Genomic DNA, 18,355 nt, shown 5'->3' with positions numbered 1-18,355 from the left:
ATAACTGTGCTTCGTCATTATTTGATCCTCCAATTTACTTCCTTAATTATACTAAATCAGAGTCTCTATTTAACTTGTACACTTTTTATTCTAGGCCCAAGTCCCGCAGCAAATTGTTCGAATGTTTCATTAGCATAAATAGTGACAACATTCTGATCATCATTATAAACACGTTCGCCCTCTTGATTAACTGGTATCCGTAACCCACGACCAATCTTCTGGCGACGTGTTAAATCGTTCTTAGGCGTCGTGATAGTTAAAATTTGAAAAACATTTGGATTATCCCACCCCTCTTTCAATGCCGAGTGAGTAAAAATGAATCTTAACTTAGCCGACTTAGTATCTGTTTCCGGCCTTCCGGGAACATATTGAGTAAGTAAGCCCTCCTTATCTGCCATAATAGCGTTATAGGCGGATTCATCTTTAACACTATCCCCCTTAGAATCACGATACATTTCTGGTTTCTTTTTTGTTACTTTATCCTTAGCAAAATAACCATCATGTACTTCTGAAACAGGGACATTATAATCATTTAATACTTGATATTTAGGATTGCTATGCAATATTTCAGTATAAAGTTGTTCAAACAATTTAGCATACCTACCACTTTTAGAGCCTTCCTCAGTGTAAATACGGTAATTCTTAACTTCATCTAAAAAAACCAAGGAGAGTACCTTAATCCCCTGACTCTGCATTCTAAGTTCACGATCTAAATGATCTCTAATCATCGCTTGCATCTGAGAAGTAACCCATATTTCACGTTCACCCTCTAATGAACCAATCACAGCTCGATAGCCATTTTCAAATTCAACAAACGATTCTAAAACATTAATTTCTGCAACTAATCCTAAAGCATTATATCGAGGATTCTTAGTTTTTTTAGCCAATGAATCATTTATCGACAACGTAATAACCTTTTTGTCAAAGTCACCATTAACTGCCTTATAAGCAATCACTTTTGCCCGTAATTTATTATCTTTATTTTTAGGCTGTTCTTTAAGTTCAACCACGGGTATATTTCCATCAGTATCCACATCAGTACCTAAAGTTTCGATATGTTTAACCATATGCTCCTTGTATGCCTGAACCGGTCCAAATTCATATAAAAGTGGATATTGTACATCCTTATGAGTCGCTGAATAACGGAGAACTACTTTTGGATTTAGTGAAGAGATCGCCCTTTTACCAGCTATTGCACCATCAACAGATTGGGGCTCATCAACAATCACAATCGGATTAGAATTAGTGATTTGATCAAGGGGACGACCACCAAAAAAGCCTTCACTATACTCTTGATTAATAACGTTAGTCCCTTTATTAAATGCTTGAACAGTCATTAGCATTATTTCAAAGCTACTACCCTCAAAATCTTGTAAATTGCTTATTTGTTTTGAGTCGTAAACAAAGTAATGATATTTATCAGTATTATAAATGTCACTCAAATAGTCTTTAAGTTTGTCAAGACTATCCGCCACTCCAGATTTGATGGCCCTACTAGGGACAACAATGATAAATTTATTCTCACCAAACTGCTTATGCAACGCCACGATGGTCTGCAAATATACCATCGTTTTTCCAGTTCCCGTTTCCATCTCAATATTAAATTGTGGAAATGGAGACAAGTACGTATCATCTGGATATTTACCGTTATTAGCTAATAAAGTTTTCTTAACCGACTCATCTAATATTTCGGGATCAACAATAATCTTATCCATAGTGCTGTCATGGCCAGATAGAGTATCGATAACTGATTCAACCGCTTTTTTTTGATAACCTAATTTTTCATAATTAATCTGCATCTAAATCCACTCCAAACTGAAGTGATTATTTAATTCTGAGTCTTGCTTCAATAGTTCAATCAAATTGAATTTTTCAGGCGAACCATTGTCCATCTCTTTTAAAACTACTTTTGCGTTTTGTAGTTTTCTCTGAATATTCAATTTATCCATTAACGCTATACTATATTCACCAAAAATAACGAAAATCTCTTTATCATCAGATATAAAGTGATAATTATCACCATCAACCTTGGGACTTATATTTAACCTAATTCCCGACTTTAAAGCAATCTCCAGCGCACGCTGATCATTTGTAGATTCATCTGTAAAGGGTAACATAGTTAATTGCTGTGTAAATAATTGAGGATCCTGATCCCATCGATTTATAGTAGATCTTTTTAATTCATATACCCTAAAACCAGTATCCAAACTTACATCATTGGACTTAATTGCTTTATAAAGATTGTCTCCCGCCCGCCGAATTCGTTCTTCTGAGACCTCAGGTATTGTTACATATCCATCTTTAAATGCTACTGATGTTTCTTTTGTCTTTTCAGGTAACTGAACCAAAATATATTTTCTACTACCTTTGTCTTCTGAATTTAGCTCCATTACGGCTTGCGCAGTAGTTGCTGAACCCGCAAAGAAATCAAGAACTATATTATCAGATTTATCCATACCAAGATTAATACATCTTTTAATGGTACCAACTGGTTTTGGTTTTTCAAAATCCTCTTTATTGAAACCCAAATTCATAAACTGTTCCGTTCCACGTTCACTATTAACATCTGTAAAAGTCCAAGAACTAGTTGGCTTTACTAGAGTTCTTTCATCCAGATAATCCTTCTCCATAATTCCCCATATTTTACGCGTAGGCATGAATTTTGGAAGTAACTTGTTTATTTTTGACTTCGCTGTTTCAATTCCCCATCTCCATCTACCATCTTTTCCATCTTCTCTTTTAGGAACAATTTGAATATAGCCATCCATACCGTTTGTTTCATAGCTGGGAAAGAGATCTCCTGTATTTTTATTGTAATAAAAGTAATAGAACATCTTAGGTCTATCCTCACGAAGATCTTTTTCCCCTGTCTTTCTTAAATCAATTTCTCTATATTTTCGGTCATTTTTATCAGTTTTGTTATAACGTCTAGTGATTTTTTCAGTAGGTTCAAAACCATACCATTTTGTTTTAGCTATATTCTTAGCATAGACAATAATATATTCGTGTGCGGTTGCTATGAACTTATCATCCGATCTACCTTTGGGATTATTAGTATTACTGATAATTCCGATTCGATTATTTTCCCCAAAAATTTCATCCATTATGCTATATAAATTCTTTATTTCATTATTATCAATTGAAACGAAAATTACACCACTATCTTTCAGTAATCTTCGTGAAAGTTTTAGTCTTGGATACATCATATTTAACCAATCCGTATGAAAACGCCCACTAGTTTCTTTATTTGTAGTCGTAGAATTCCCATCTTCATCTATCTGTCCAGTTTCTCTCAGATAATGCTCATAACCATCATGGTAGTCATCATGGTAAATATAATCATTGCCAGTATTGTACGGAGGATCTACATAAATAACCTGAACCCTTTCTTCGTATGATTTTTGAAGTAATTTTAACACTTCTAAATTATCGCCCTCTATGTACACGTTTTCAGTATCTTCCCAATTTTTAGACTTACTCTTATTGGCAATTAGAGTCGTTTTTTCAGAAGGTGCATCAGCCTCTAATTTAGCATTTCCTTTACCTCTCCAAGTAAAATCATATTTTTCAACATTTCCCATTTCTTCTAAATCCGGCGAAAGTATTTCTTGAAGTTTATCAAAATTAATCTTACCATCGTTAATCACACTGGGAAATAATTTTGCTATTTTTTCTGCAGCTGAAGTTCTAAAGTTCAATGTGCTTGAATCAAATTTATTTTCATTCATTACATATACCCCATTCCATTTAAGTTATCATATAATAAATAACATTAGGTCTTTGGACAAAGAACATCTTCGATTCTCTTATCCTAATTGATTTTACCATCTAATATTACAATTAAAAATGTTCAATTCTTGAAGTCATTTAGCAACGCATCTCACCTAATAGAAAAACTAAAGGTATTCGTCAAACAGTTAATATGAGTGTATATTAACTAATTAACTACATAGCCTATATTTGAAACCTCTGTAGCTTTCGCATCACTTATGATACGGCGACCCAATATTAATCATAAACGCCCGGTACACCTGCTCCGACAGTACCAACCGCATCAACTGGTGTGGTAGCGTGAAGCGGCCAAATGAAATTTGGGTGTCGGCGCGTTTAAGGACTTCCGGCGAAAGCCCGAGCGAACCGCCAATCACAAAATCAATGTCGCTATGACCGTAAGTGGTTAGCTTATCGATTTCAGCCGCGAATTCTTCGCTGGAACGTTCCTTCCCCTTAATAGCGAGCGCGTAAACGTAATCACGATCCTTAATCTTATCCAGAATCCGCTGGCCTTCCTTTGCCATCACGTTAGCCATCTCTGCGTTACTTAATGACTCGGGGGCCTTTTCATCCGGAACCTCGATAATTTGGAATTTCGCAAATTTACTCATTCTTTTCGCATATTCTGCGATCCCCTGTTTGAAATATTTTTCCTTCAATTTGCCGACACAAATAATTTTGATGTTCATAATTTCCCACCTTTACACAAGTTATCAACATAGTTATCCACAGGTGCATAACTTAAATTTCAACATATTGTGTTGAACACTAGTTCGCCACAATATTTATTTGTCACTGATTTGTCAAGTCCTCATCGACTTATCCACAGTTATCCACCACAACATTTGTTTGCCCGTAGTATTTATAAAGCCCATTATATCAGCAATTCGCCCCTTTGAAAATATTTTTATAAAAATCAATCCACAAGTAGCCACGCCGCCTGTGGATAACTTTTAAACAAGGCTAATCCACACCGTTCCGGCCGTTGATTACCTACTAAATATTGAGACGTTTTTTATCCCCGAATTTATCCACAGTTTTCCACAATTAAAAAACTTGCAAAAAATGCTCGCTTGTAGTTTTTGAATTTCGTTCGGCTTTTGCTCAAGCAGTGGCGATTACATTCGTTTTGAGACCGTTTTATGAAACTTTATTCTTCGGGTTTTTCAAAATTATCAGTTTTACCGGTTGCAAAAACACTCGCAACCTGAACCAATTTGTCCACAAAATCCGCCGTATCCGTACTCGATCACCCATACCAATCTAAAAAAAGCGTGTCCGGATGATTCGTCCATCCGAACACGCTCATGAAAATTTAACTTCTAGTTACTCTGTTTAGTTAACGCTTTGGTAGTTTCCGTCAACTTCATGTCGGTCGTCTTCAACTTACTATTGTGGTAGTACTTGACCTTCACCGTATCGTTGACTTCGTGGCTGTAAAGCGCCGTCCGCAAGGTTGCTAAGCTAGTAACCTTCTTACCACCCAGCTCGGTGATCACGTCGTACTTGCTAATGCCGGCCGCTTTTGCTGGTGAACCGCTGTAAGTCTTCATCACAACGACCCCTTTGGTCACGCTAGTTGGCAAGTTTAGCACGGAGCGGCGGTCACTTTGCGAAATGTTCGCTAAGTCGTAGGTCGCAACCCCTAAGGCTGGCCGAACCACTTCACCGTTATTCACCAATTCATTGATGATCTTGACGACTTCGTTACTTGGAATGGCAAAGCCCATCCCTTCAACGCTGGTCCCAGAACTATCCGAAGACAGCTTCATCGAGTTAATCCCGATAACTTGGCCGGCTAAGTTGAAGAGCGGACCACCGGAGTTCCCGGGGTTAATGGCAGCGTCGGTTTGAATAACCGTCGCGTACCCGGTCTGCTGGCCGGACGTATTGGTCGTAGCGACCGTCCGTTTCTTAGCGGAAACAATCCCTTCAGTCAACGTCGTGGCGTAATTTGAGCCTAATGGCGACCCGATCGCCAAGGCGCTCTCCCCAACTTCAATGTTGTCGGAGTTACCGAAACTGGCCGTCTTGGTAACCTTTGAAGAATTGATCTTCAATACGGCTAAGTCGGTCACGGAATCGGTCCCAACGATTTTCGCGTCTAACTTGGTCCCGTTACTCATGATGACCCGGACCGCGTTCGAACCGCTGACCACGTGGTTATTGGTCACGATGTAGGCCGCGTCACCGCTCTTCTTATAAATCAGGCCGGAACCCTCACTATATTCTTGTAACTTACTCTTGGAGCTCGAACTTGAATTGGAATCATCACTCGACGACCCGTCGTCGCCACCCAAGATACCACTCCAACCGCTGTTCGTACTTTGCTTTTGCAAGTTAATCACGGAAACCACCGCTGCTTTATTATCCTTGAAAACTTTGGTAGCCTGCGAACTAACGTTAACCTTCACGTTAGTCGTCCCCGTTGAACCCGATTTATTGGAACCGGTCGGAACACTAGTACTAGACGTTGCGATGTTCGTATTTTGTAGCATGTTAATGCCGCCGTACGCCACCCCACCGCCGATTAAACCGGCAACTAACGCGGTGACTGCAACTTTGATCAATGATTTATTGGCCATAATGACGCGTCGAAACGCGATCCCTCCCTACTAATGCTGATTTTTAAGTTTAGTTTAGCTAAAAAGTGTGATTTTTCTATGACTGAACGTTAGTGTAATTATTAATTCGTCATCATAGTGTGATTAACTTGGTGGCTTGTTCGGGATCCGTATCGTAAATCTGAAAGTCGTGTTCGACACCGAAGTCGCGATCCTTCATCATCGACGCCACCGTTAAGTGTGCCAGTGACTTCATGTTATTATCCTGGCTACGGTGCCCCAGGTAAATGCGCTTCGTCCGCTTACCAATGACGTCCATTAAGGCGTTCGCACTATCTTCATTGGATAAATGACCTTCGTCACCTAAAATCCGTTGTTTGAGCGGCCACGGGTAGCGACCCATCCGCAACATTTCCAAATCGTGGTTACATTCAAACAGGTAACCGTCGGCGTCACGAATGACGCCCTCAACGTGGTCGGAAACGTAGCCGGTGTCGGTAATGATCACGAAGGATTTGCCGGCGTGGTGCAGTTCGTAAAATTGCGGTTCGGCGGCGTCGTGCGATACGCTGAACGATTCGATATCCAAATCGCCCAAGCCTAACGTCGTGTTCGGGTCAAAAACGTGGCAGAGTTCCGGTGGGACCTTGCCGATTTTATGCGCCATTGCGTCCCAGGTGCCCTGGTTGGCATAAACGTCCAAACCGTATTTACGCGCCAAAATCCCCGCGGAATGGCAATGGTCGGTGTGCTCGTGGGTCACGAACAAACTGTCGACTTCGTTGATGTCGCGACCGATTGAGGCCATTAAGTTAGTAATTTTCTTACCACTTAACCCGGCATCCACCAAGACCTTGTGTTCCGGCGTTTCAATGTACGTCACGTTGCCGGTACTCCCGGACGCGAGTACGCTCACTTTCATGTCATCTGTTGCTAATTTTAATACCATTTTTTCGGTTCTTCCCATCTCTGAAATCAGCTACTATCTAATCATGATACACGCTTTTAGCAGGGTTGCAAAGGTCGCGCTCCGCAGCCATTTAAAAAGGGCTCCCGCTTTGAGAGCCCTCCATCACGAGCCGCACTTACCAAATGAGGCCGGCCGCCGTCTCCAACGAACTGGCTTCATTTTCAGTGGTGCTCGTCGTATTACTTTTCATGGATGCACCCGTAAAGGCGTTGATCCGGTGTAAACTCACGTTCGAACTATTTTTACTCCGCACGGCAAAGATCCAGGTCGGCACGTAAACGCTACTGTCCTTCAGCTGTAATAGCCGTGAGTAGCCGAGCCGCCCCCACACGATGCGCGAGTTATTTGAGACCTGATTATATTGATACAGTGCCACCAGCGCCTTTTTCTCGCTAATGGTGACCGCCTTTTCACGCAGGGTCTTCACGTGGGCCACGTAGCTCTGGGTGTAGCCGGTCAACTGATTATCCTTGTCGACCGTGATCCGAATTTGACCCGTATTGGTCAGAATCTCACCATCCGCCACCTTCTGAACAAAGACGTAGTCGCCGTCGGAAGACTGCTGGTCATCATAAACGTACTGGTCACCGTTGATCACGTTCCCCGACTGCTTGATGAACGCGGTCAGTTCCTGCTTAGCGTTCTTCTTATCAATCGTCTGCGGGTCACGCAAGGTGCTAGTTAGCTTACCGTTGCTTTGCACCCGGGTGTTTTGTTCAGATAACTGACTGGTATGCTTTTTTAGCCCACTGTCGTTACTCCCGGCAATGTAGTAGCCGGTACCTTCCTTGTTATCCGGATTTTTAAAACTAATATTATCGGCCCGCATCTCGCTGATAACGGTCGTTACCGTATCCCGCGACGGTTTAGCCGACGTGGTCGAACTGGTCTGGACGAACATAAATATCAAAAAGATATCCAGCACGACAAACGCCACCAGGAAGATCCACTCAATTCTTCGAAAATTCATGCGCCCGCCCCCTTAAGATCCGCTAAGCATCGACGTATACGTTTTCCAACTACCATCGTAGTTAACGTAGTACGTCGGCGTTAAGTCGATCACTAGTTTGGACGACTTATTTTGCGACCATTGATAACCCAGTTCGACCGTTCCGATTTTATTATCCTTATAACCAGCCGCTAACAGTTTTTTGCGAACCGTTGCCGAACTTGGTAACGTCACCGACTGCTTTTTACCCGTCGTTGGTACCGGCACTTGCAGGCTGTACAGCGAGAAGTAGTAGCGGTCGAGCCCGTTAGCCGTCAGCTGAATCCGGACGTCGCCGTTTTCGGTCTGGTTAAAAATTGGGAAGCCTTCAACGTAGCTCCGATAAATCACACTGCTGCTGGTCGAATCAAAACCGTAGTAGCGAATATTATCCATCGGTACGCCGAGAGTACTTAAATACTTATAACTCCGCTGCAACTGGGTCGTCAGTGATAACTGACGGGATTCACCGGAATCACTGTAATCTTCAAAGTAAACCGTCCCCAACTTCGGGTTAACGGTCATCCGTTTGAAACTCCCGGTCGTATATTCCTGCTTACCGCTGCGGTTATGCACCGAAACGGTCGAGTTACCGTCCGCGTCTAATAAGCGGTTGGCGATTTCACTAGCCGCCGACTGGCTCCGTAAGTAACTGTAGGACTGCATCTTGACGTCCTTCGTATAGTCCAAGCGGGTCACGTTATTGGCGTAGGTCATCCGCACGGCAATCTGCGTCACCTGATCCTTAGCCAGTACCTTTTTCAACGCGCTCAACGACTTTTTCTCCAAGCGGACGCTGTAAACGGCGTGGTGGTTATCATTTAACAGGTATAGGTGGTCCTGATCATGAATTGGAATCACGATGCGACTGAACTGCGACGAGCGGAAGTTCCGCAAGTTTTGCTTAAAGGTGGTGTTAAACATGCTGACGGTTACGCTATCCGGAAAGTTCAGCACGTAAGTATCTTCACCATTGAGTAACGCCGTATAACTCTCAGCCGACGCCGTCCGGACTTTTGAAATACTCTTGGCGTCCCACTTGCTGATCTGTTCTTTGAACTGCGCCACCAGACTAACGTTGCGGTTGATCAGCAGCGACTGTTTCTTATTACTATCCGTATAAATTAACTGCGTCGGTAGGTAAATATCATCCACCGTCCGCGTTGCCAGCGTTGAATTGGACGACGTCGTGCTAACCTTACTTTCACGTTCATAACGCGACGGGTTCATCCAGATGTAAACCGATAAAACCACGCTGAGCGCAATGAGCAGGGTCAGGATGGTCGGTAAAATGAGGCGTCTAAACTTGTGCGTCGTCATCCCAAAGATCCTCCTCTTCATATGGTTCGTAAGGCAACGAAATGTAGAACGTCGAGCCCTTACCCTCTTCACTGTCGACCCAGATCCGGCCGCCTAGCATTTGAACGACTTCCTTAGAAATCGCCAAGCCTAGTCCGGTCCCACCTTGCGCCCGCGAACGGGCTTTGTCGACCCGGAAGAAGCGGTCGAAGACGTGGTTTAAGTCGGCCCGAGGAATCCCCAGTCCCTGGTCACTAATGCTAATAATGACCTGGTTATGGGTCTCCAGTAAGCGGCAGGTGACGACCCCGCCGTCCGGAGAATACTTGATGGCGTTGTTCATAATATTATCCAACACCTGGGTGAACTTATCGGTATCGATTTCGACCCACAGATCCCGTTTGGTAAACTCACGCTTGATCGTATAATACTTCGCCGGGTTGTCATCCTTTTTCAAAATCATGTCAAAGCGGTTCAACACGTAGTTAAATAACTCGTTGATATTAACGAGTTCCATGTCGACCCGGGTGGTCCCGGAATCCATCCGTGATAAGCTCAACAGTTCGTTGATCATTCGAATCATCCGGTCAGTTTCTTCCTGGGTGACCTTCAAAAAGCCGGGGGCCACTTCAGGATCCTTCCAGGCACCGTCACTCAACGCTTCAATGTAGCTCCGCAAACTCGTTAGCGGCGTCCGCAACTCGTGGGACACGTTGGAAACGAACTGTTTACGGTCATTATCAATTTTTTGTTGTTCAGTAACGTCGTGTAAAACGCAGACCAGCCCACTAATAAAGCCGGACTCCCGTTGAATCAACGAGAAGTAGGCGTTTAGGATCAAATCGCGTTCGTTTGACGAGAAGTCTAAGATCAATTCATCCTGCGTTTCGATTAAATCGCGTAACGAGTAGTCGTCGCGAATCTTCAGTACGTCCAGGATTGAACTACCAATGGCCTTTTCCGCACTAAAATCAACGAAATCGGAAGCCGTTTCGTTAATGATCGTAATGTTACCGCGGCGGTCGGTCGCAATCACGCCATCACTCATATGCGACAGAACGCTGTCTAGCCGCCGCCGTTCCGCTTCGGTCGATTCCTGGGACTCTTCGACTCGGATCGACAAGTTATTAATGGCGCGCGCCAGCTGCCCTAATTCGTCGTCACTATAGACCCGGACCTGGCCGGCATAGTCGCCGCGCGCGATCCGCTGGGTCTGTTGTTTCATTTCTTCGATTGGTCGGGTAATTGCCCGGGCAATAATGATGGCAATGCCCAGCCCGAGCACCATCGCCACTAGTGACGCAACCACGAAAATACCCATGATCGTGTTAATGGTACTGTAAACCGACTTCATGTTCGCCCGCACGTATAGCACCCCGACCAGCTGACTATTATTACCGGTCGAACTGGACGTATACAACGGCACGATTGAAATATAGTAGCGACCATTATTTTGAGTGTCGTAGGTGTTCTTGGTGTACGAGCGGTTATTATAAATCGCATTTTTAACGTTGCGGTCGGTCGTTTTTTGGCCGACAATTCCCTGATCATTGACATCGTTGGTCCCACGAATGGTCCCCTTACTGTCAATGACGCGGATTTCATCAATATTGTTGTAATTATAATTCGACAAAATGGTCTTAATTTGATTATTGGCCTTCGTCGTTTTATTAGACGCCAGTTGTTCCGCCAACGAATTATCCACGTAAGTCGGGATCTGCACCGTTGACTTAAACTGCCGAATGTTGGTCGATTCTAGTTGACGTACGAAGATCGCACCCACGATTTCCAGCGTGATTAAAAGTAATAACGCAAAAACGAGCGCAATCTTAAAATTGATCGACTTAAAAAAGTTTCTCCGTTTAAATCTCAGCACGGTCTAATAACCTCTACTCATTTTCTGGATTGCGTAGGTAGTAGCCGACACCCCGCCGCGTCACTAACCATTTCGGGTGACTCGGGTTGTCTTCGACCTTTTCACGTAAACGCCGAACCGTTACGTCGACGGTCCGCACGTCACCAAAGTAGTCGTAGCCCCAAACCGTTTGCAGCAAATGTTCCCGGGTCATCACTTGGCCAATGTGCTGGGCTAAATAATGCAGTAATTCAAATTCCCGGTGGGTCAGCTCGATATTTTCACCGCGTTTAGAAACCATGTAGGCTTCCGGGTGAATAACCAAGTCACCAATTTCGATATCCGAATTTTCTTCAACTTCCGCTGGTTGAGCCGCCGGGGTGCCTTGACGCCGCAAGTTTGCCTTGACCCGGGCAACCAGTTCCCGGTTTGAAAATGGTTTGGTGACGTAGTCGTCGGCACCCAATTCCAGTCCCAAGACTTTATCCAATTCGGAATCCTTGGCCGTGACCATGATAATTGGCATGTCGTAGTTTTTACGAACTTGCCGGGCGACTTCCAACCCGTCCATTTTCGGCAACATTAAGTCCAGTAAGATCAAATCCGGGTGAACCTCGTCGACCTTTTGTAAGGCCTCTTCACCGTCGGCTGCAACGTGGACTTCGTAACCCTCCTTGGTCAGGTTAAACTTCATAATATCAGAAATTGGCTTTTCATCATCAACAACTAAGATTTTCTTCATTACGATTCTTCCTCCTTAGGGGAAAACAGGTTTACTTTTATTTTTTGGTGGAGCTTCGATAAATTACGGTAAGTTGTTAAAAAAATTACCGCGTCAGGTGGGCTGAATGATATTTCAGCGCTATTTTTAGTATAGCACAAATATCGTAAGCTTTCTCACGGGGCAATCCGCGTGGTCACAGTATTTCCCGGGAAATAATTGCCGGCTTAAAGCCACCCTTTTTTACCGTTTTTCAAAAAAAATCGCAGTTTTTGAAAAAAAATTCAAAAATAGTGTTGTCAGAGTCCGATATTCATGATATTATATTTTTCGTTGAGTTATTCCGATTCAACAAAACGACATGGGCAGTTAGCTCAGCTGGCAGAGCAACGGACTCTTAATCCGTGGGTCCAGGGTTCGATCCCCTGACTGCCCATAACAAACCACTAATCAGTTTTCACGCCGTGATTATCCACCGTGAAAGCTGATTTTTTTATGCACAAATTTTTTGATACTTATACAAGAATCCCGTCGTGACTCCCGGATTACCCAACTAGGATTAATTCCGGAAACCACGCGTTTTTTATTTTTTCCAGCCAATGCCACTTTCTTTTGTTAAGCCCATTATACGAGGACCGCTTGCGTGCCCCACCTTTTAACGCTTAACTAGCGATTCTTTTCACCTTCAGGAAAAGTGTGCGCCTAGCATGACAATCACGCTATTTTCCGGCATACTAGACTTCAAAGGGGGTGGTACCATGCACCATACCACACGACAAGCCGCGCTACATATGATTCAAACGGCCCCCGTTTTTACGCTCGCAACCGTCGACGCGAACCAGTTCCCTACGATGGTTGCTCTAAGTCCGTTGCCGTCTTCGCGTAGCCTTGAGCGGATGCTCTTCTACACGAGCCGTCAAACGACGACCGCGCAAAACATTCAGGCTAGCAAGCGCGCGTGTCTATTTTGTTACGATGTTGAAAGCTATTCGTCCGTCCTATTAAAGGGACGCCTCAGTTTCGTTGGCAACGACGCCTTCGAGCAGGACTGGCACCTAGAATTGAACGACTTCCAGCGTCAATTAGCCTATAAAGATCCCGTCATTTTACAATTTCAAACGAGTGCCATCAAAGTTCGCAAGATGATGCAGTTAGATCACTTAGAACTTATCGATGAATTTCGACCGAAACCATAGACAAACATCATTAATTGCTTAGTGCCACCGACCGTTCGCGGGCGGTGGTACTTTTTTGATTAAAACATGTTTCAGTCGGCAACTTACGCCGTCTAACCCAGAATCAGCACCCATCCGTTCTTGGCTACGTGGCCGAAACGTGCTCGGGGCAGCTGACGCCTGTGCCTGCTACGCTAGTCCCACAATGCAAAGCCCGCATCATGGCTTACTTGGCTGCGTAGCCGAAACGTGCTCGCGCCAGACTGGGGCCTGCGGTTAGCTACGTTACCAGCACCATGCATACTTTGCTACGTAGCCGAAACGTGCTCGGGGTGGCTGACGCCTGTGCCTGCTACGCTAGTCCCACAATGCAAAGTCCGCATCATGGCTTACTTGGCTGCGCGGCCGAAACGTGCTCCGGTCGGCAACTTACTCCGTCTAACCCAGAATCAGCACCCATCCCAAAGCCCGGGATAAGTGCTGATTCTACGTTAGTACTCGTAAGTTACTCGCCTCCCTACGCACTCTTTGTTCCCTCACCTTCAAAATCTCCCCCTATTTTCTTAACTCCGCCATGCGGTTCGCCGGTCGATTATTTGCCTGACTTTTCAAAAGGGTCTAGGCTTGATTACGGAACGATTATTTTCATTCTTATGACTGTTGCACTTATTTAGTCATTAATTAAGGAGCGTGAGCTAATGCAACTGATTAAATTACGAATTGAAAATGACGCCATGGACATCGCCTACCATCCTGATTCAAAACAACCGGCGCGTGCCCACTACCTCATCACTTATAATCCCGACCAGACAATCGGCGAAAACCTCGAAAACATCAAGGTCCGCCTTGCCGGGTTGAAATTTGACGCCGCCATCCTCGAAAACGGCCTTAACTATCCCTTCTCGGATACCATCGTCGGCGTCAACTACGACCGCATCGACGTTGGGTTGGCCCTAACCAACCTGCTGAACATCCCGGTCGTTAGCCAGGCGACCGTTCAACGGCTCGGCCTCACCAAGGCCGTCCAGCAAAAAGCCGCCTACTTACGCTGGCACCTCGACTACTACGGCCAATACTTCGGTGCCCGTAATCACGGCCAGGAAGCCATGCTGACCATCGGCAACGGTTATTTTGGCTTACGAGGCGCCTACGTCGAAAGTCACGCCGACAAGGACAATTATCCCGGGACCTACGTGGCCGGCCTCTACGACCAGCAAACCACCCAAATTCAAGGTAAGGACGTTACCAACGAAGACCTGGTCAACTTACCAAACGCCCAGTTCATGACCTTTGGCGTTGATCACCAAACACCTTACACCACCAACAAGCACGATTTACAAGACGTCTATCGTAGTCTTGACCTCAAAACCGGGCTGTTAACCACGACCGAAATCGTCCGCCTGGCTTCCGGTCACCAGGTCCGCGTCCAAGTGCAAAAAATTGCGAACATGCACGACTGGCACCGCTACAGCATCCGTTACCGGGTCACGCCACTCAATTTCTCCGGTAGTTTACAAATCTACTCTGAAATCGATGGAAGCGTTGTCAACGCCAATGTAAGTCGGTATAATGTTTTTGACCAACACCACCTGCAAACGTTGGGGATTGCGTCACATGGCGATACCATCGCCCTTTCCGGTCAAACGCGGACGTCGCACCGTACTTACACGGTCGCCAGTCAGCTAACCAGTCCGGACGTCGACGTGGCCCAAACCGGTCAAACTAGCGATCAGCCCGCGGGCGTTCGCCAAACGGTTTCGTTAGCGGTCCGGGTTGGTCAGACCTACACGTTCGACAAAAACGTCGTCATCGCAACCGGTTCTTCAACCACGGCTCCCGTCCTCGCTGAAGTCAGTGCTGAGCTGCACCAGTCCAGTTTTGACAATACGGTCAAAGCCAGCACCGCCTATTGGCAAGCAACTTGGCGGGACGCCGATATTCAGGTTGACGGCGACTTGACGAGTCAACGGATGCTACGGGTCAACTTGTACCACAGCTTTGTGTCCGCCGCCGCAATCGAAAGCGGGCAGATCGACGCTTCCGTTGGCGCCCGGGGCTTACATGGCGAAGCTTACCGGGGACACGTGTTCTGGGACGAAATGTTCATTTTACCGTTCTACACCTTGCACCGCCCAGAACTCGCTAAACAACTCTTACTTTACCGCTACCGCCGCCTGCCCGCTGCGCGTCAAAATGCACAAGCGGCCGGCTTTAGCGGCGCGATGTACCCGTGGCAATCTGCCCAAACGGGGGACGAACAGTCGCAGTTCACCCACTTAAATCCGCTGACCAAGACTTGGGATCCGGATAATAGTCGCTTGCAACGCCACGTCTCCCTGGACATTGCTTATAACGTTTGGTTTTACGTTCACGCGACCCACGACCAGGATTTCCTTAGCCGTTACGGGATGGAAATGCTGCTCTCAATCGCCGCATTTTGGATCAGTAAGGCCACTTACGATCAGCAAACCGGCCGTTACAGTATTCGGGGGGTCATGGGACCCGATGAATTCCATGAAAACTACCCGAACAGTGACCAGGCCGGTCTGACGAATAACGCCTACACCAATATTATGGTTGCTTGGCTGTTCAACACCGTCAGTGCCCTTAAAAAAACGCTGCCCGCAGCGGCTTACGAACAGGCTGCCAGCGCCGCTCACTTTGACGCTCAGCTGGCCACTAAGATGAAAACAATCAGTCAACATTTAACGTTGGAAATCAACCGCAGTGGCGTTATCGCCCAATTTGCGGGCTATTTCAAGCTACCCGCGCTCGATTTCCGCAAGTACCAACAAAAATACGGCAACATTTCACGGATGGACCGCATCTTGAAGGCCGAAGGTAAGACCCCCGACGCCTACCAAGTTGCTAAGCAGGCCGACGCGCTGATGGCCTTTTATAACTTCGACGTCAGCACGGTCCACGCCCTCATTACCAAGATGGGCTACCAGCTACCCGCAGCTTACCTGACCCATAACATTCAATACTACCTCGCGCGGACGACCCACGGCTCAACGCTGTCACGCATCGTCTACGCCGTTTTGGAGCAATTGGACGGGAATTACGATGAGGCTTGGCAACTCTTCTCAGACGCGCTCGTATCCGACTATTACGACATTCAGGGTGGCACGACCGCCGAAGGAATCCACCTCGGCGTGATGTGTGCAACCCTCAACCTGACGACCCGTAACTTTGGTGGGGTCAGTCCGTTCGGCAACCAACTACGGGTCAGTCCCCAACTACCCGAACAGTGGCAAAAGCTCCACTTTAAGCACGACTTCCGTGGCGTCCATTACGACTTTACGGTTACGGCAACCCAGATTACCGTTAGTGCGGACGCGGATTGCACCATCACCATTGTGGGTCAGGACTACCACTTAAAAGCTCACCAACCTCAGACGGTGGCTTACGAGACGAATTAGGAGGAACTTCGATTGACAAAATTTGCAGATATTAAAGGCTTTGTTTTTGATTTAGACGGCGTCATCACCGATACGTCGGTATTCCATAGCCAGGCTTGGCACCAAGTGGCCGATAAAGTTGGCGTGACTTGGGACGACGAGTTGGCCGACGCCTTGAAGGGCATCAGTCGGATGGACTCGCTAAACCTGATTTTAAAAAAGGATCACAAGGAAAACGACTTCAGTGAAGCCGAAAAAGAAGCCTTAGCGACCGAAAAAAACGACAACTACTTGAAACTGGTCAACCAAATGACACCCGCCAACATCTTACCGGGAATTCAGGATTTTCTAGCGACTGTTAAGGCAAAGGGCTACTTATTGTCATTAGCTTCCGCTTCAAAGAACTCGCCGTTAGTCCTTAAAAAATTAGGCTTGAGCGACTACTTCCCGAAAGCGGTCGACCCGGCAACTTTGACCCATGGCAAGCCCGATCCCGAAATTTTCCGGCGCGGGGCTGAAATTCTCGACCTCCAACCCGGCGAATGTATCGGGGTGGAAGACGCCGCGGCCGGCGTACAATCAATCAACGCGGCCGGCGAAACTTCGATTGGCATCGGCGACCCGCAAATCCTAAGTGCGGCCGCCATTAACTTTACCGATACGACCCAGTTGACGTTAGCTAATATTCAACAACGTTTAGCCTAACCCGCCACTGAAAAAGGACCAGTGCTTCAGTTAAATTCTGAAGTACTGGTCCTTTTTGATAACGGCTAAATTAAGCCAAAGTGTTGTAAGCCTAATTTAATCCCGTCGTGCATATTATCCGCCGTGACGTACGCGGCCATCTTTTTAACGATTGGATTACCGTTGCCCATTGCGACCGGCGTCTGTACGGTGTCAAACATCTCAACGTCGTTCAGCTGATCACCAAAACCGTACGTTGGCACGTTCGTCAGGTGGGCCTTAGTCAAAATGTCGTGAATCCCGACCGCCTTCGACACACCCCAGGCCATCGTATCGAGCGCCCGCGGATTATTACGGACAAAACTCAGGTGCCCCCGGTAACGCCGCCGGTACTGGTCACCGACAAACGGGTCAAAGGTTAGCAGGAAATTAATGTGGTGGTGCTGATAAAAGGCTGGGTCAATTGTGGCCCGTTGCTTAAGCACCCGGTAATTAGTTACCGTCAGCGCATCCTTATGGCTTAGCGCAAAACCGGCGTTATTATAATAAGCCAAAGCTTGCTGCTGACGGTTAGCGAAGTGGGTCACGTCCGCCAAGAGGTCCTTGTCCAGCTCGTGGGCCGACAAGAACTTCCCCTGGTAAGCGACGTAACTCCCGTTGGCACTAACGATCGAGTCGATTCCGGTCGCGGCCATGATGTCCGCCACTTCAAACACGTTGCGCCCGGTCGCAATCACCGGCAAAACGTGGTTGGCTTTTAGCTGCTTAATCGCAGCCACACTACTGGGCGCCACCGTCTTATCATCACGCATCAGCGTCCCGTCCAAATCAAAAAATACAACTGCTTGATACAAATGAAGACCTCCCATGATATCAAATCCCATCAAACGGTTAGTACCTTTCCATTATAACGCCGCTTACCAG

13 protein-coding genes and 1 tRNA gene are annotated in these 18,355 nt (G+C 46.2%); 4 read left to right on the top strand and 10 right to left on the bottom strand.

The genetic code is table 11. The features are described from left to right. Positions 1 to 65 precede the first annotated feature (65 nt). The 9 genes from FFM82_RS06840 to yycF form a co-directional block, all read right to left on the bottom strand. The gene (locus tag FFM82_RS06840) at positions 66 to 1,799 is read right to left on the bottom strand and encodes a DEAD/DEAH box helicase family protein (protein WP_137645117.1); all 1,734 of its coding nucleotides are present in this window, start codon (positions 1,797 to 1,799) and stop codon (positions 66 to 68) included. Further along, positions 1,800 to 3,728: a site-specific DNA-methyltransferase gene (locus tag FFM82_RS06835; protein WP_137645116.1), complete on the bottom strand. Its 1,929-nt coding sequence runs from the start codon at positions 3,726 to 3,728 to the stop codon at positions 1,800 to 1,802. It lies immediately after the preceding gene. A gap of 255 nt (positions 3,729 to 3,983) precedes the next feature. After that, a complete protein-coding gene (gene rlmH / locus FFM82_RS06830; protein WP_137645115.1) occupies positions 3,984 to 4,463 on the bottom strand; it encodes a 23S rRNA (pseudouridine(1915)-N(3))-methyltransferase RlmH in 480 nt (159 codons plus the stop codon). A 633-nt stretch (positions 4,464 to 5,096) separates the two neighbouring features. Further along, positions 5,097 to 6,359 (bottom strand): S1C family serine protease, encoded by a 1,263-nt coding sequence (locus FFM82_RS06825; RefSeq protein WP_137645114.1) that lies wholly within the window; start codon positions 6,357 to 6,359, stop codon positions 5,097 to 5,099. 112 nt (positions 6,360 to 6,471) lie between these two features. Further along, positions 6,472 to 7,287 carry an MBL fold metallo-hydrolase gene (locus tag FFM82_RS06820; RefSeq protein WP_137645113.1) on the bottom strand — a complete coding sequence of 272 codons (816 nt, stop codon included), beginning with the start codon at positions 7,285 to 7,287 and terminating at the stop codon, positions 6,472 to 6,474. Positions 7,288 to 7,423: 136 nt separating this feature from the next. Beyond that, the gene (locus tag FFM82_RS06815; protein WP_137645112.1) at positions 7,424 to 8,278 is read right to left on the bottom strand and encodes a two-component system regulatory protein YycI; all 855 of its coding nucleotides are present in this window, start codon (positions 8,276 to 8,278) and stop codon (positions 7,424 to 7,426) included. 12 nt (positions 8,279 to 8,290) lie between these two features. Further along, positions 8,291 to 9,616 (bottom strand): YycH family regulatory protein, encoded by a 1,326-nt coding sequence (locus tag FFM82_RS06810; RefSeq protein ID WP_137645111.1) that lies wholly within the window; start codon positions 9,614 to 9,616, stop codon positions 8,291 to 8,293. After that, complete coding sequence (gene walK / locus FFM82_RS06805) at positions 9,597 to 11,471, bottom strand: cell wall metabolism sensor histidine kinase WalK (RefSeq protein ID WP_137645110.1); 1,875 nt, start codon at positions 11,469 to 11,471, stop codon at positions 9,597 to 9,599. Before walK ends, FFM82_RS06810 begins: the two co-directional genes overlap by 20 nt. A 13-nt stretch (positions 11,472 to 11,484) precedes the next feature. Further along, positions 11,485 to 12,192 (bottom strand): response regulator YycF, encoded by a 708-nt coding sequence (gene yycF, locus FFM82_RS06800; protein WP_137645109.1) that lies wholly within the window; start codon positions 12,190 to 12,192, stop codon positions 11,485 to 11,487. Between the two features lie 342 nt (positions 12,193 to 12,534). Here yycF and FFM82_RS06795 point away from each other — a divergent pair. The 4 genes from FFM82_RS06795 to pgmB all read left to right on the top strand — a co-directional run bounded on the left by FFM82_RS06795 (position 12,535) and on the right by pgmB (position 17,452). After that, positions 12,535 to 12,607, top strand: a tRNA-Lys gene (locus FFM82_RS06795). A gap of 322 nt (positions 12,608 to 12,929) precedes the next feature. Further along, a complete protein-coding gene (locus tag FFM82_RS06790) occupies positions 12,930 to 13,367 on the top strand; it encodes a pyridoxamine 5'-phosphate oxidase family protein (RefSeq protein WP_137645108.1) in 438 nt (145 codons plus the stop codon). A gap of 677 nt (positions 13,368 to 14,044) precedes the next feature. After that, the gene (locus tag FFM82_RS06785) at positions 14,045 to 16,768 is read left to right on the top strand and encodes a glycoside hydrolase family 65 protein (protein WP_137645107.1); all 2,724 of its coding nucleotides are present in this window, start codon (positions 14,045 to 14,047) and stop codon (positions 16,766 to 16,768) included. Positions 16,769 to 16,780: 12 nt separating this feature from the next. Then, positions 16,781 to 17,452, top strand: a complete 672-nt coding sequence (pgmB, locus tag FFM82_RS06780) for a beta-phosphoglucomutase (protein ID WP_137645106.1) — start codon at positions 16,781 to 16,783, stop codon at positions 17,450 to 17,452. A 65-nt stretch (positions 17,453 to 17,517) separates the two neighbouring features. On the opposite strand, the gene FFM82_RS06775 is transcribed toward pgmB, so the two are convergent. After that, complete coding sequence (locus tag FFM82_RS06775; RefSeq protein WP_137645105.1) at positions 17,518 to 18,285, bottom strand: Cof-type HAD-IIB family hydrolase; 768 nt, start codon at positions 18,283 to 18,285, stop codon at positions 17,518 to 17,520. Positions 18,286 to 18,355: the final 70 nt, after the last annotated feature.

Source organism: Lactiplantibacillus plajomi (assembly GCF_005405405.1).
Taxonomy (GTDB): Bacteria; Bacillota; Bacilli; order Lactobacillales; family Lactobacillaceae; genus Lactiplantibacillus; species Lactiplantibacillus plajomi.
Note: the sequence above shows the minus strand (reverse complement) of the source record. Positions and strands in the feature narration are given on the sequence as shown.